General features: G+C 39.1%; 15 protein-coding genes. 8 read left to right on the plus strand and 7 right to left on the minus strand.

Annotation, left to right across the window (positions count from 1 at the left end; all coding sequences use genetic code 11):
* Positions 1–88 precede the first annotated feature (88 nt).
* From BM213_RS05880 to ric, 6 genes are all read right to left on the minus strand, one after another.
* Positions 89–793 carry a pirin family protein gene (locus BM213_RS05880; protein ID WP_091701906.1) on the minus strand — a complete coding sequence of 235 codons (705 nt, stop codon included), beginning with the start codon at positions 791–793 and terminating at the stop codon, positions 89–91.
* Between the two features lie 30 nt (positions 794–823).
* The gene (locus tag BM213_RS05885) at positions 824–1,222 is read right to left on the minus strand and encodes a DoxX family protein (protein ID WP_091701909.1); all 399 of its coding nucleotides are present in this window, start codon (positions 1,220–1,222) and stop codon (positions 824–826) included.
* Between the two features lie 56 nt (positions 1,223–1,278).
* Positions 1,279–1,719: a MarR family winged helix-turn-helix transcriptional regulator gene (locus BM213_RS05890; RefSeq protein ID WP_167357376.1), complete on the minus strand. Its 441-nt coding sequence runs from the start codon at positions 1,717–1,719 to the stop codon at positions 1,279–1,281.
* Positions 1,720–1,858: 139 nt separating this feature from the next.
* Entirely contained in the window at positions 1,859–2,056 is a 198-nt protein-coding gene (locus BM213_RS14925) for a hypothetical protein (protein ID WP_244149200.1), read from the minus strand.
* 71 nt (positions 2,057–2,127) lie between these two features.
* Positions 2,128–2,823, minus strand: a complete 696-nt coding sequence (locus BM213_RS05905; RefSeq protein ID WP_003397430.1) for a Crp/Fnr family transcriptional regulator — start codon at positions 2,821–2,823, stop codon at positions 2,128–2,130.
* A gap of 665 nt (positions 2,824–3,488) precedes the next feature.
* The gene (ric, locus tag BM213_RS05910) at positions 3,489–4,187 is read right to left on the minus strand and encodes an iron-sulfur cluster repair di-iron protein (protein WP_091701915.1); all 699 of its coding nucleotides are present in this window, start codon (positions 4,185–4,187) and stop codon (positions 3,489–3,491) included.
* 209 nt (positions 4,188–4,396) lie between these two features.
* On the opposite strand from ric, the gene BM213_RS05915 reads away from it, so the two are divergent.
* The 6 genes from BM213_RS05915 to BM213_RS05940 all read left to right on the plus strand — a co-directional run bounded on the left by BM213_RS05915 (position 4,397) and on the right by BM213_RS05940 (position 11,881).
* Entirely contained in the window at positions 4,397–5,404 is a 1,008-nt protein-coding gene (locus BM213_RS05915) for a methyl-accepting chemotaxis protein (protein WP_091701917.1), read from the plus strand.
* 244 nt (positions 5,405–5,648) lie between these two features.
* Entirely contained in the window at positions 5,649–6,236 is a 588-nt protein-coding gene (locus tag BM213_RS05920) for a cell wall hydrolase (protein WP_003397426.1), read from the plus strand.
* 170 nt (positions 6,237–6,406) lie between these two features.
* Entirely contained in the window at positions 6,407–6,550 is a 144-nt protein-coding gene (locus BM213_RS05925; protein ID WP_244149201.1) for a hypothetical protein, read from the plus strand.
* A gap of 192 nt (positions 6,551–6,742) precedes the next feature.
* Positions 6,743–8,926: a malate synthase G gene (locus tag BM213_RS05930; RefSeq protein WP_091701920.1), complete on the plus strand. Its 2,184-nt coding sequence runs from the start codon at positions 6,743–6,745 to the stop codon at positions 8,924–8,926.
* A gap of 59 nt (positions 8,927–8,985) precedes the next feature.
* Positions 8,986–9,756 carry an IclR family transcriptional regulator gene (locus BM213_RS05935; protein ID WP_167357377.1) on the plus strand — a complete coding sequence of 257 codons (771 nt, stop codon included), beginning with the start codon at positions 8,986–8,988 and terminating at the stop codon, positions 9,754–9,756.
* A gap of 64 nt (positions 9,757–9,820) precedes the next feature.
* Positions 9,821–11,881, plus strand: coding sequence for a GDYXXLXY domain-containing protein (locus BM213_RS05940; RefSeq protein ID WP_091701925.1), 2,061 nt, complete (start codon positions 9,821–9,823; stop codon positions 11,879–11,881).
* A 36-nt stretch (positions 11,882–11,917) separates the two neighbouring features.
* Here BM213_RS05940 and BM213_RS05945 read toward each other — a convergent pair whose 3' ends face one another.
* A complete protein-coding gene (locus tag BM213_RS05945; RefSeq protein ID WP_091701928.1) occupies positions 11,918–12,667 on the minus strand; it encodes a CAP domain-containing protein in 750 nt (249 codons plus the stop codon).
* Positions 12,668–13,089: 422 nt separating this feature from the next.
* On the opposite strand from BM213_RS05945, the gene tnpA reads away from it, so the two are divergent.
* Positions 13,090–13,488 carry an IS200/IS605 family transposase gene (tnpA, locus tag BM213_RS05950; protein ID WP_091701930.1) on the plus strand — a complete coding sequence of 133 codons (399 nt, stop codon included), beginning with the start codon at positions 13,090–13,092 and terminating at the stop codon, positions 13,486–13,488.
* Between the two features lie 12 nt (positions 13,489–13,500).
* Positions 13,501–14,048 (plus strand): RNA-guided endonuclease TnpB family protein (locus BM213_RS05955; protein WP_167357378.1); only part of this gene is annotated, 548 nt, incomplete at its 3' end.

Raw genomic sequence — 14,048 nt, forward strand, 5'->3', positions numbered from 1 at the left:
TAAAAAGGTCATGCATTCGCATGTTAAAGTAATGAAAAAGCATATAGACATCAATCCAGCTTGCCCGTTTTTCTAGGCAAGTTGGCAACTATGGTAAGTCGATAAGCATAAATTGGCTATCCGCTTTTGCGGTAATATGCAATATTGGCGTATTTGTTATACGGGCGGCGTCACGACGGTGTAATATCGTTTCGTCGTTTAACGTAATCTCCCCCTCGATAACAAACAAATATATTCGACGTCCTTCTTGTTGTTGGAATGTAACGTGCTGGTTACTTTCTAGATTAGATAAATACATCGTTATGTCTTGATGAATGTAGGCAACTTCATTTCCGGCCTGTGTTTTCGAAACAATAGGCAATAAACGGTTCTTCATTTTTTGAATATCGTATGAAACTTGTTCATATGACGGGGTAAGGCCGCGTGCTTCAGGTAGAAACCAAAGTTGTAGAAGATTGACTTCTTCTGTAGCAGATGGATTCATTTCTGAATGTACAATGCCTGTTCCGGCTGTCATCCGTTGTACTTCACCGAATGAAATGATGCGATGATTGCCTAGATTATCGTGATGTTCGAGCTGTCCCTTTAAGACGACTGTCACAATCTCCATTTCTTGATGAGGGTGCGCTCCAAAACCACGTTGTGGCGCGATGATATCATCATTAAATACGCGTAATGGACCAAAGTGCATATTGTTTCGATCAAAGTATTCAGCGAATGAAAAACTAAAATAGCTTTGTAGCCAACCGTGGTTTGATTGAAACCGTTTATGTCCAGGATATACATGAATCATGGAACAATCTCCTTTCTTACTTTATGAGTCTTACTTTATGAGTGCATCGAGTGAATAGTCGCCTGCACCGATGAGCGCGATACCGATCACAACAACAATCAAAATAAAGTTGTACTCAAAGCCATTTTGAGTGACCCAAAATCCGTTCGGAGCGTGCACTTTTACGATAGCGACGACCATTGTAGCAGCGAGCAACAAAGCTGCAAATGGGGTGAACAGCCCGAGGGCAAACAACAATCCCCCAACGAACTCCGCTAGGCCAGCAATGAGTGCCATTGTCACTCCCGGTTTTAACCCAATGGACTCAAGCCACCCACCTGTTCCTTTTAAGCCGTATCCCCCGAACCATCCAAACAACTTTTGAGCCCCATGACCGACAAACGTTAAACCAACAGCGAAACGAATAAGTAAAATACCAATGTGCATCATGATGATCTCTCCTTTCATATATCTTGATTTCAAGATAAAAGTTGTGCGATAGGCCTTTAGAAAGGCGACAATGAAAGACCTATCTTTTTGAGCAAGTGAATAGCTAATTCTTTTTCCTCTGTAGATAAAGAACGGAAAATATCCGACATTCTTTGGGCGTGTTGCGGAAAAATGTGATCCATTAGTGCTTTTCCTTCGTCAGTAATAACAGCGTACGTAATGCGCCGATCTTTTTCACAACGTTGCCGGACAATATATCCTTTTTCTTCGAGTTTGTCGACGACATATGTCATACTTCCACTAGTGAGTAAAATTTTGTCACCTATTTGTTGAATCGGTTGCGCTCCTTTATGATATAACAAGTCGAGAACACCGAATTCTGTTGGGTTTAGTCCGTAACGTTGGATGTCATGCTTAACATGTTCGGATACGGCTTTATGTGCCCTAGAAAGAACAACGAATAGTTTTAACGATAATGTTTGCTCGTTTTGATTCATACGCATCAACCTTTATCTTGACTTCAAGATAATTATAAACTTACGAAAAGTAAGTTGTCAACGATTAATATGTCATCATTTGTTCAAAAAATTCCATCGTCAAGTGATTTGTAGCACAACTTGAATTTTATGTAAGACATTATGATAGATGTGAAGGAAAAATGAAAAGAGGTGAGAAAATGAAACAGTCACTATTTATTTTTTTACTTAGTGCCGTTATAGGCTTGGCGGGAGGATATACATATTCAAGTCCCTGAACAGCATCCATAATCTTTTGGAATGGTTCTAATTTTTTCTGCAAATCATCACGAACATCTAACTCCACGATTTTTCCCATCACGCCCACCCTTTCATCTTCTTTTCATTTTCTATGATAGTCATTTTCATTCACGAACGTTGTGATCTTGATCACAGGTTATAAAAGATCTCTTTTTCCAACTTTTCTGCATCAATTAAATAGTAGCCATTGTCATCAAGATCGATAAACCCCTTACGTTTCAAGTGGCTGAGCGTACGACTCATTGTTTCGCGCGATGTTCCAATCATATTGGCGAGTTCACGGTTGGTAAAATGTGTCGTTAAGCGATGATGGCGCCCTTGCAAGACCGCGTTTGTTCTCGAGAGCCGCAAGAGAAGCAAAATAATTTGTTCGTACGTATTATGGAGAATTTGTTCTTCTAAGCGATTTTGCAAGTCGATAATTTTTTCACCCATAACGCGGAATAATTTTATACATAGTTCTGGATAGGAAATAAGCGTCTGTTCAAAGTCAGCTATGGGAATGGAGATGAGTGTTGCTTCTTCCATCACTTCCGCATGAGCTGGATAGCTCCCTCGACGGAAAAAACCAGCGTGAGGGAACATCTCGCCCGTTTGTAAAATTGATACAATTTGCTCTTTTCCGCTTGCGTCTGTTTTATAAATTTTGATCGTCCCGGATTGAATAAAAAAAACTCGCTCTAGTGGATCGGCTTGCATAAAGACAAATGTCCGTGGTTTATAGATGCGCACTTGAGAAATCTTAACGATTGCTTCAAGTTCTTGATCAGATAATTCCCGAAAAAGCACGACATTTTTCAGCCTCGTTTTAATCCAATCACCCATCATATCGTCCGCTCCTTATAGAATTTCTAAGCAAGATTTTACGTTGTTTTCTATTGAAAAGCTGTGACAAGAATCATAACTTTTTGTGAATATGTGATAAAAATCATAACAAATGTTTGCGATACCCCACATAACATCTGTTTTTTAAGCGCTACAATTAGGAACGAAATGAACGAAAAAGGGCAGTGTAAAAATGTGATAAAATTTATGATTTTTTTCCGGAATTCTGTATGATGAGGAGAACAGCAACGCCTAGAATTATTGTAGGTGGGATTGCCTCTTTGCGTTTTGATTGGATTGTTAGCCGATCCTTTTCGCAAAAAAAAGGTATTAATTGTAAGAATGTTATTAACGACAGTTTTACCTCTTTGAGGCTGGTGATTGTTGAAGGGTAGTTTACCGCAAATTTATGAACACGGTTCATATGTTGGTATAGTTTTTATTTTTTCGTATATGGCCGTTTATGCGACTTGTGTATGTGTGAAATATTCCACTTTATTACTTGAATAGATGATATGTTGTATATTGTGGAATGGGGGAGAGAAAAACTATGGATGAGGTGCCCAAAGAGTATTTGGACACCCTATTTTATTTTTCATGATTATACACGCGTTATTATCAATTAATAAACAAATTTTCCAGACGATTTATCGTGTCCTTAAATATTATTCGGTAAGAATGCGTGGAAATAAAATATTATTTTCTAAATGAATGTGGGTAAACAAGTCATCTTCTAGTGCTTCGAGTCGATTATACACTAGACGATATGTTCCACAAGCATCGACAGGGGGGGTAAAGTCATTTGTGATCTCTCGTATGTTCTTTATTATATCCCCGGCATGTTCATGCTCAGCAATAAGCTCTTCGATTGCTCGTATCATCATTTGTCTATTTTCTTCTGTTGGATGTTTTTCAAATTGTATAATAAGTGGAAATACATCTTTTTCTTCTTTCATTAGGTGTTGTTCTAACTCGATTTTTAACTCATGGAACAGCTGGTGCACCTGAATTAGGTGCGTCTGTGTTGGGCCGTGAACACGCGCAACTTTTGTTACATAAGGGGTAAGCTTTGGTAGTTCTTCTAACAAAAATTGATGGTGCGTTTGAATAATATGCTCAATTAATTCTGTATGCGGAACATCAAGCCAGTTTTTTTCTACCTTTTCAAGTGACTTTTCATACATGGACTGGAGTTGTTGTAAAATAACATCTACCTCCAATTGTTTTTCAGTAAGTACGTCACACAAGGGGCGATTTCCACCACAACAAAAATCAATTTTATATGTCTTAAACAGATCACTTGCTTTTGGGAACAAAGTAACGATTTCACCAACAGTTGATTGTGCTGTAAATATCTTTTCCATGTTTTTTACCCTCCATCTCGAATTTTGCTTTTACAATGTAAGCATAACTGCTTTTAATTTATGAAGTTGTGATGTGCATCACACATTCGAGAAGATTTTGAACAATTCATGCCAGTTGTTTTTTGTAAAGAACGAATGTGATAGACGTCACAACTGTTTTGGACAATTTCCACTACAATAACAATTAGGAAATATGAGGAGGGAAAAGAATGAGATTATTGCAACGAATAAATGATATAAGACAGCTAGAAGAAGAAAAAAAGCAGTTAGAAGAGGAGTTAAAGGAAGTAAAACATAGGTTAAGAAAGCGGGAAGAGGCTTTTCAACGGTTCATTCAATATCTATATGACGAAATTTTAGCGACCATGCAACAACATGAGTTAGTTAATGGTCAACATAATGTACTAGAGAATCTTGTTGAAGAAATTAAAGGTAAATTTAATAGTGTGAATCAATTAAGTAAAGATTCTAGCAAAATTTCCGAAACATTGCTTGATAAAGGAACAGAATTGACAGCTTCAGCGATGGAAATGGTGCAATGTTCAGAGGAAGGGCTACAAATGGTTAATGAAGTAGAAAAGTTAATGCATCGCCTTGGTGATGAAATGGATGTAACATCGAATAAAATGGAAGGGCTAAACATAAGGTCAAAAGAGATAGAAGAAATAGTACAAGTTATCAAGGAGATTGCGAATCAAACGAATTTATTAGCACTAAATGCCTCTATTGAAGCAGCGAGGGCAGGTGAACATGGGAGGGGGTTCTCTGTTGTTGCTGCTGAAGTGCGTAAGTTGGCAGAAAGCACGGCGAAAAGCACAGAATCGATTACTATGTTAACACAGGTGGTTCAGCATGAAATCAAGCAATCGTTGCATCAAACTGAAACGATATCCGCTTTGATTCAATCTGCAATGAAACGGAGCGATCAAGCGTCGGAAAAATTAACAAATATTTTATTGATCATCCATGGAGTACAAAAACATATTGAGGATGTTTTACATGAGATACGAACACAACATAAATACTCGAAAGACGTCATGAAAAAGATTGAACAGTCAACATCTCTCTTTGTTGATGCAAGAAATATGATTATAAAACACATTGAAGATGCCCATCTTGTAGACGAAAAACTGCAAAAAGGAATAGAACAATTACATAAATGGAAAGAAACGGTTTATTACCGCGACATGTACTTGACAAATGATTCGCGCTTCTGAACAAGAATGTGAGAGTATCATTGATTTGCTGATTGTTTCTCACAAACGTCAGTAGAGTGTGTTGTAAAAAATCAAGTACAACTTTTGGTGAAGGGCTAAAGAAGTTTAATAAATGAATAAATTTCCATATGCCGTCCCGATCGTTGCATACCATGTATTTTGAGATTTTTCCATAAATTAGATAATGATAGATTGCTAAATCCCTGCTAGTCTTATAAGCGAGCAACGGACTAGGAGGGATAATATGAGGAAATTGCTAGCACTTGCTTCTGTCTTTGTAGCAGCTTTTTGTTTTTCAACAACTGAAGTAGCTGCACAAACGACAGTTCATTATGTAAAACAAGGGGAAACGTTTTGGACGATTGCAAAAAGTTACAATGTTTCATTGCTAGAACTCCAACGAATCAATCAAAAACAATCCGATATTTTATTCGTTGGTGAAGCGTTGCGTATTCCGCAACCTATTTCTCAAGCCGATAAAGATTTGTTAGCTCGCCTCGTTCATGCGGAAGCAAAAGGAGAGCCGTTTGCAGGAAAAGTAGCGGTGGCAACTGTCGTTTTGAACCGTGTCGATCATCCGAATTTCCCGAATACGATTCGTCAAGTCATTTATGAACGTTCTGGGGGATATTATGCGTTCACTCCTGTACAAAATGGAGAGATTAACAAACCAGCAGATCGTGAAGCATATCGAGCGGTTGAAGAAGCCATTGCTTTTCGCGGGTTAGGAAGTGGTTCGTTGTACTTTTACAATCCAAAGACGGCGAAAAGCGAATGGATCCGCTCGCGCCAAGTGACAGTTGTGATTGGAAACCATGTATTTGCGAAATAGTTTTTTTCTATGTAGGTGGAGAGCGCTGAAAAAGTTCACGAGAACTGTGAACTTTTTCAGCCTTTTTTATTTCTGGTGATTTAAGTCTATATCTTGAGATTGAAAATTTTTCCGTATTGTGCGCTTGCGTTTAGGCTTGTGTTGCACCCAGCATAAAAGCTGGGTGAGGATTGAAACTGCAGAAGGAAGTATTGCGTAATAACGTATGTGCTGAAACTGTCGTGCGCATGACGATGTTGATCGTTGAACAATTATCGAATAAGTACATGCAATTGTATAAAAAAATAAACAATATCATCCAATTGAACATGTAGATTTGGTTATGCAAGAGTTAGATGAATATGTGAACATTATAAAATATGGGATTTACAAGTAAGGCGGGACTTTTCTCGCCTTTATTCATTATAAGAAAAAATGTTGAAATTTTCTGTTTTTGTATGCTATGATATTATTAATAAATTTGAAACATTGTTTCATAATACGCAACAAAAGAAAGGGGAATGATGATGGGGGAATATGTGAAAATAGGTCGTCTACAGGTAGCTGATATTTTTTATGATTTTATGACAAATGAAGTGTTGCCGAATAGTGGGGTAGATACAAATAAGTTTTGGGGCGATTTTGAACAGCTTATCGTCGAATTAACACCAAAAAATAAAGCGTTGCTTGCGAAGCGCGATGAGCTGCAAGAAAAAATTCATGAATGGCATAAACAACATCGTTCGCAGTTCAATTTTGAACAATATAAATCATTTTTACAGGAAATCGGCTATTTAGAGCCGGAAGTCGAGGACTTTGAAATTACGACAGAAAATGTCGATGATGAAATTGCTAAACAAGCGGGGCCACAACTTGTTGTTCCGGTTACAAACGCACGTTACGCGCTCAATGCAGCCAATGCCCGTTGGGGAAGTTTGTACGATGCGTTGTATGGAACAGATGTCATTAGTGAAGAAGATGGTGCAGAGCGCGGAAAAGGATACAATCCGATACGTGGGGAAAAAGTTATCGCTTACGTTCGTGCCTTTCTGGATGAAGCGGTACCACTCCGCGGATATTCGCACAAAGATGCCGTTCAATACGCCGTTGTAAACGGTGTGCTAACTGTGACAACGAGAGATGGACAAACGACAACGTTACAACATGAGGAAAAATTTGTCGGATATCAAGGTTCGCCAACACAACCATCCGCTATTTTATTAAAAAACAACGGCCTACATATTGAAATACAAATTGATCGTACTCATCCAATTGGACAGACGGATCCAGCAGGTATTAAGGACGTTTATTTAGAGTCAGCTTTAACAACGATTATGGATTGTGAAGATTCCGTTGCCGCAGTAGACGCGGAAGATAAAGTGCTTGTATATCGCAATTTGCTCGGCTTAGTTCGTGGTGACTTAACGGCGAGCTTTACAAAAGGAAACAAAACCGTTACGCGCGAATTAAATCCAGATCGTGTATATACAACGCCAAGTGGCGAGACGCTCACATTGCCAGGACGGTCGCTTATGTTTGTACGCAACGTCGGACATTTAATGACAAACAATACAATTTTGCTTGAAAACGGAGAAGAAATGTATGAAGGCATTTTAGATGCGGTTGTGACGACGTTAATTATGAAGCATTCGCTTCTTGGTAATGGAAAATACGTCAATTCAAGAAAAGGTTCCATTTATATTGTAAAGCCGAAAATGCACGGTTCAGAAGAAGTAGCATTTGCGAACGAATTATTTGATCGTGTGGAAGATATGCTCGGTCTTGAACGAAACACGATTAAAATTGGTGTAATGGATGAAGAACGACGGACAACGTTGAATTTAAAAAATTGTATTTATCAAGTAAGAGATCGAATTGTTTTTATTAATACAGGCTTTTTAGATCGCACAGGAGATGAAATTCATACGTCCATGGAAGCGGGTCCGATGATTCGGAAAAACGAAATGAAATCATCGACATGGCTGCAAAGCTATGAAAAATCAAACGTTAGTGTGGGATTGGCGACAGGCTTTCAAGGACGCGCTCAAATTGGTAAAGGCATGTGGGCAATGCCTGATATGATGGCCGAAATGTTAAAACAAAAAATTGCTCATCCGCAAGCAGGAGCGAATACAGCGTGGGTGCCGTCCCCAACAGCAGCGACGTTACATGCACTCCATTATCATAAGGTCGACGTATTTGCGGTGCAAGATGAGTTGAGAAAACATATAAAAAATTATCGTGACGACATATTACAAATTCCTGTCGCGATTCATCCACGATGGACACCAGAGGAAATTCAACAAGAGTTGGATAACAACGCACAAGGTATTCTCGGTTACGTCGTTCGTTGGATTGATCAAGGGATTGGGTGTTCGAAAGTACCGGATATTCATAACATCGGTCTCATGGAAGATCGTGCAACGTTGCGTATTTCAAGTCAACATATTGCCAACTGGTTGCATCATGGCATTTGTACGAAAGAGCAAGTACTTGAAACGTTAAAGCGAATGGCGAAAGTTGTTGATGAACAAAATGCAGACGACCCAGCATATCGGCCGATGTCGGTTGATTATGACAACTCAGTTGCTTTCCAAGCAGCGTGCGACCTCGTTTTTAAAGGGTACGAACAGCCAAATGGCTATACGGAGCCAATCTTACATCGCCGCCGTTTAGAAGCAAAAGCAAAATATGCACATGTAAAACAATAGTAAGATGGAGGGCATTCTATACGAGTGCCCTCGTTATTATGTTAAAGGTGGGAAATGTAATGAGGGAAGATTCGTTTGTGAAATCAGTCAGCCGAGCATTGCAAATTGTCGATATGGTAAGCAACTATCGTCATGGCGTAGGGGTAACCGAAATTGCTAAGCAAATTGGCATTCATAAAAGCTCGGTGTATCGGTTATTATCAACGCTTGTTGAGCATGGGTATATTGAACAAGATGAAGAAACAGAGCGTTATAAACTTGGCTATAAATTTTTAGAAATGAGCTCGAAGTTGTTAGAATCGATCGATTTACGAAAAGAAGCAAAACCGTATTTACGCAAGCTCGAACAAATAACGAACGAAGTTGTTCACCTTGTCGTGTACGATCAAGGGGAGGTCATTTACATTGAAAAGTTAGACGGGAATGAAACATTACGCATGCATTCAAAAGTCGGAAAGCGAGCACCGATGCATTGCACAGCCGTCGGTAAGGCGATTTTAGCACATTTGCCCAAGCATGTTGTAATGGACATTTTAAAAAGAAAAGGATTACCACCACATACTGATTATACGATTACAGATCAACGTATGTTTCTCAGCGAGTTAAAGCGTGTTTGTGAAGCCGGTTATGCGCTTGATTTAGAGGAAAACGAGTACGGCATCCGTTGTATAGCTGTGCCTATTTTTGATCACACAAAGCAAGTTGTTGCAGCAGTCAGTGTGTCTGGGCCGACGATTCGTATGACGGATGAACGACTAGAACAACTTCGCATACAAATGAAAGCGATTGGAAAACAAATTTCTGAGCGGCTTGGGTATATTGATAAATGACGTATACGTGCGGTCTCCAACTATAGTATAATGGTAAGAAAGCGAAGTTTAAGGAGGCCGTTATATGGCGCAACGCATTGTGAAAACAACCTACTTGCTTGGGCTTTTGTTCCTCGCTGCCGCGTTTGTTTATTTTTTCGCTTCGAATTGGCCTGAACTTGGACGATTGACGAAAGTTAGTATTGCAGCTAGCTTTATGGTTTTATTTTATGTTATGAGCGCGACTGTTTTTCATTCTCATTTATTAAGCAGATGGTTGTTTATTTTCGGAGCCATTACATTTGGTGTTTGTGTTGCGTTAATCGGGCAAGTGTATAACTCACATGCTGATAGCTTTTTATTGTTTTTTGTTTGGCTTATTCCTACTTCTATTTTTGCTCGGCTTACTCGCGACCGATTTCTTGTTGTGTTTAGCCTCGGATTGCTTCAACTAACGTTTTGGTTTTACTACTTTCCTTCTTCGTATCACATTGAAAGGGGAGAATGGACGTCATTTTTCATTTTATTGTTTTTTGTGATCATCAATGGCATCGTTGCATTGTTCAGTCGTCCATCTCTACTTTCTATTCTCGCTTATATGGCGATGCATAGTTGGCTGTTTGTTATCTTTATACAAGGAATATCATTTGAGCAATTTCGCTTTTGGCCATACGTGTATACCATCCTTTTCGTATTGTTTTTGTTATATGTAAAAAAACAGCCATATTTTATATGCACAGTATTGTTTACAGGTATGTTTGGGATCATTCAATATTTTCGGTTTGTTGAGCAGTATTTTGGTGGGAATGGGTATATATTCGGTCTTGTGCTAGCTGTCATCATCGTCTATATCGGTATTTACGGATTGCGATGGATGACAAAACGTAGTAATGGAAAGGTAGAGAAATTTTTTATCGTTGCTTTTCAAATCATTGTCACCGTCGTTGCATCGATGATTGCTGTTGGAAGTATTATGCAGCTTCTTTCGTTTTGGTTCGATGCGTTTTCACCGTATGTATTGCTAAGCATATGTATTTTGCTATTTGTTACACCCGCATTATTATGGAAAAGACAAAATGATGTTGTTCGTTACACGTTGCTTGCGATTGGATATATACTTGGGGCGTTTAGTGTAACTGAGGTTTCCTTGATTGTGATGAGTGCATATGTCGCTGTCTTGTTTCTTATTTCATGGCGTATGCCAGCAGGTGTACGAACGATGACGAATATCGCTGTTTCGCTTTACGCTGCTATGATGATGCTTGCTGAATGGAGCGACATTCGTTTCACGTTATTTGCTGTATTTGTTTTTTACGGCATTATTTATTGGGTTACAAAACATACGTATGAGCGACTCGTGTTCCTCATTTTTTCATTCACTTCGTTTCTGTTATTGACGAGTGCTGATTTAGTTGAGATGGATTGGACGTATGTTGTATGGAACGTACTGTTTCTTTGCTTTGTTGCCTTTGTTCTCTTTTTCCGTACAAATGAAAAGGAACAATCGATTGCTTGGTTATATACTTTTTTGTTTTTGATTCTAAAGTATTATGAGTGGCTTTGGAGTTTATTGCATAAATCCATGACGTTAGCGATTGTTGGGGTATGTTTATTGATCGTTGCTACATTTGTACAAAAAAGAAAAGCGATTTCGTTTTCCGTCCGTGAACAAAAATGGTTACCCCTTTTGGTCGTCATCACCTTACAAGTTGTATTTATCGCGTATGTGACATTTGATAAGGAACGACATATTCGGCATGGTGAGCAAATCAAACTGCAGCTTGAGCCCATCGATCCACGTTCACTTATTCAAGGAGATTATGTTCGTCTTCAGTACGATATTTCAACAATTGAAGGGATTGATGAATGGGGCAAAGTTCAAGTCATTTTACGAAAAGACGATACGGGGGTTCATCGATTTGTCGGTATTTATTCGGTTAATGGAAAGAAGCGCAATCCGCATTTGTACCGCGAGAGCGATGTGTTAGTGAATGGGAATATATATGGAAACACGATCATTTACGGAATTGAAACGTACTTTGTTCCGGAGAAGACAGGATTAGATATACAGCAACGTGCTCGCTTTGCGTATGTACGCGTCAGTCAATCAGGCGATGCGTTGTTAGAGAAAATTGTTGAGCAGTGAGAAGACCCGCCGCCTCACACCGAGACGGCGAGTTTCTTATTTCCCAATAAACATTTGTGTCCAATAATTCCCGTTTCCGTCAAATCCGACGCCAATATGTGTGAAATTGCGATTTAAAATGTTCGCTCGATGTCCTGCGCTATTCATCCATGCATTGACAACCTCTTGGGGTGTTCGCTGCCCTTTTGCGATGTTTTCCCCAGCTGTTCGATAAGAAACACCAAAATCGCGCATCATATCAAATGGGGAGCCATATGTTGGGCTTGTGTGCGAGAAATAATTATTTTTTCGCATATCTTCCGATTTTTTCTGAGCGACAAAGCTAAGTTGGGCATCAGCACGTAAGGCTGGAAGCCCGGCCCGAGCACGTTCTCTATTTGTCAAATCAATGACTTGTTGTGCATATTGGCTAATACTTGTTGTTGGTGTTGTCTGTCTTGGTTGCTGCTGAGCTGGTTGTTGTGTTTGTCTGTTCGGTTGTGTTGGTGTTACTTGATTTGGACGTTGATACGCGTTTGGTGCTGGCGTATAAGGTCTTGGTTGCATATACATTCTTTGCTGTTCGGTTAGGGATCGCAAATTTGCCGCGTCTTTCGGATCAATTGGAACAAATTTATAGCGAGCCTCTTGAATCAATATCGCTTTTGTATGCGGATATTGATCGCTTGATAGCGTTGTATGCAAAGCAGAAATGTTTGAACGGTTATTCATATCCATTGCGTTGTTACAACCGACAATGGTCAACAAACTTAAAACAACAATGGATTTCGTCAGTTTCGTTATCATTTGTTCATCCCTCCTTAGCATGTACCATCCTCATGCATCATTAGTTTTTACAGCAATGAGGCAAACTAAAGATGGGAATGGTTGAGAAATGTTTTTTCCTCTTTCTGTTTTTTAAAAATGACAAGATTGTGACAGACAAAATGATGTTTACTTTACATTGAACACAATCTGTAAGCGTTTTAATATTAAGCTATAGCAAGACAAAAATGAAAACGAGGAGGAGAGAACATGGAAAATCAAACAGGTTTTCGTGTTAAAGTGCAACGTTTTGGCGGTTATTTAACTTCCCTCCGAAAGAAGTCTCCCACTTCTAAACGAAGTGAAAGTGGGGGATGAATTTCGGTTAGGTATAGCCTAAAATTGTATCTTTTTTGTGTGTTATGATATAATCAGTTTTAGAAAAATGGAAGGCCATTGTATCAATGAAATTAGACAATAATAACCATTCATTGTTCCTATTGTATTATTATCTTGTGCTGGTTGTAAAATATCGCAGACAAGTGATTGATGATACCATATCTGACTATGCAAAAGATATGTTTGTGAGATTGGGTAAAAATTACAATATTTCCTTGGTCGAATGGAATCACGATATGGACCATGTGCATATTTTGTTCAAAGCACATCCAAATAGTGAATTATCAAAGTTCATCAATGCCTATAAAAGTGCAAGTTCTCGACTGATCAAAAAGCATTTTCCGCAAGTGAAAAGAAAACTGTGGAAAGAATATTTTTGGTCAAGAAGCTTTTGCCTGCTTACAACGGGTGGTGCGCCCATTGAAGTAATAAAAGAATATATAGAAAATCAAGGTATGAAGTGATGTGGTGTCGATATGGCAAACAAAGCCTATCAGTTCCGCCTATACCCAACAAAAGAACAAGAACAACTGCTCGCCAAAACCTTCGGCTGTGTCCGTTTTGTGTATAACAAAATGCTTGAAGAGCGCATACAAATGTTTGAAAAGTCCAAGGACGATCAAGAATCCTTGAAACACCAAACATTTCCGACCCCTGCCAAGTACAAAAAGGAGTTTCCTTGGCTAAAAGAAGTGGACAGCCTTGCGCTGGCAAATGCTCAACTAAATTTGCAGAAAGCGTTTCAACACTTCTTTTCTGGCCGTGCTGGATTTCCCAAGTTCAAAAACCGCAAGGCGAAACAGTCGTACACCACAAATGTGGTAAATGGCAACATCAAGCTTTCAGATGGCTATATCAAGCTGCCCAAACTGAAATGGATCAAGCTCAAGCCACATCGGGAAATTCCTGCCCACCATATCATCAAGTCTTGTACGATCACGAAAACCAAAACAGGAAAATACTATATTTCTATTCTCACAGAGTACGAACATCAACCTGCCCTAAAAGAAGTGCAAACGGTTGT

Source organism: Anoxybacillus pushchinoensis (assembly GCF_900111795.1).
Taxonomy (GTDB): domain Bacteria; phylum Bacillota; class Bacilli; order Bacillales; family Anoxybacillaceae; genus Anoxybacillus; species Anoxybacillus pushchinoensis.

What these genes read in the sequence shown, in the direction of transcription:
- BM213_RS05890 (WP_167357376.1), bottom strand. Translation starts at nt 1,719, where the DNA reads ATGAATCAAAACGAGCAAACATTATCGTTAAAACTATTCGTTGTTCTT.
- BM213_RS05945 (WP_091701928.1), bottom strand. Translation starts at nt 12,667, where the DNA reads ATGATAACGAAACTGACGAAATCCATTGTTGTTTTAAGTTTGTTGACC.
- BM213_RS05930 (WP_091701920.1), top strand. Translation starts at nt 6,743, where the DNA reads ATGGGGGAATATGTGAAAATAGGTCGTCTACAGGTAGCTGATATTTTT.
- tnpA (WP_091701930.1), top strand. Translation starts at nt 13,090, where the DNA reads ATGAAATTAGACAATAATAACCATTCATTGTTCCTATTGTATTATTAT.
- BM213_RS05885 (WP_091701909.1), bottom strand. Translation starts at nt 1,222, where the DNA reads ATGATGCACATTGGTATTTTACTTATTCGTTTCGCTGTTGGTTTAACG.
- BM213_RS05940 (WP_091701925.1), top strand. Translation starts at nt 9,821, where the DNA reads ATGGCGCAACGCATTGTGAAAACAACCTACTTGCTTGGGCTTTTGTTC.
- BM213_RS05915 (WP_091701917.1), top strand. Translation starts at nt 4,397, where the DNA reads ATGAGATTATTGCAACGAATAAATGATATAAGACAGCTAGAAGAAGAA.
- ric (WP_091701915.1), bottom strand. Translation starts at nt 4,187, where the DNA reads ATGGAAAAGATATTTACAGCACAATCAACTGTTGGTGAAATCGTTACT.
- BM213_RS05920 (WP_003397426.1), top strand. Translation starts at nt 5,649, where the DNA reads ATGAGGAAATTGCTAGCACTTGCTTCTGTCTTTGTAGCAGCTTTTTGT.
- BM213_RS14925 (WP_244149200.1), bottom strand. Translation starts at nt 2,056, where the DNA reads ATGGGAAAAATCGTGGAGTTAGATGTTCGTGATGATTTGCAGAAAAAA.
- BM213_RS05905 (WP_003397430.1), bottom strand. Translation starts at nt 2,823, where the DNA reads ATGGGTGATTGGATTAAAACGAGGCTGAAAAATGTCGTGCTTTTTCGG.
- BM213_RS05935 (WP_167357377.1), top strand. Translation starts at nt 8,986, where the DNA reads ATGAGGGAAGATTCGTTTGTGAAATCAGTCAGCCGAGCATTGCAAATT.
- BM213_RS05880 (WP_091701906.1), bottom strand. Translation starts at nt 793, where the DNA reads ATGATTCATGTATATCCTGGACATAAACGGTTTCAATCAAACCACGGT.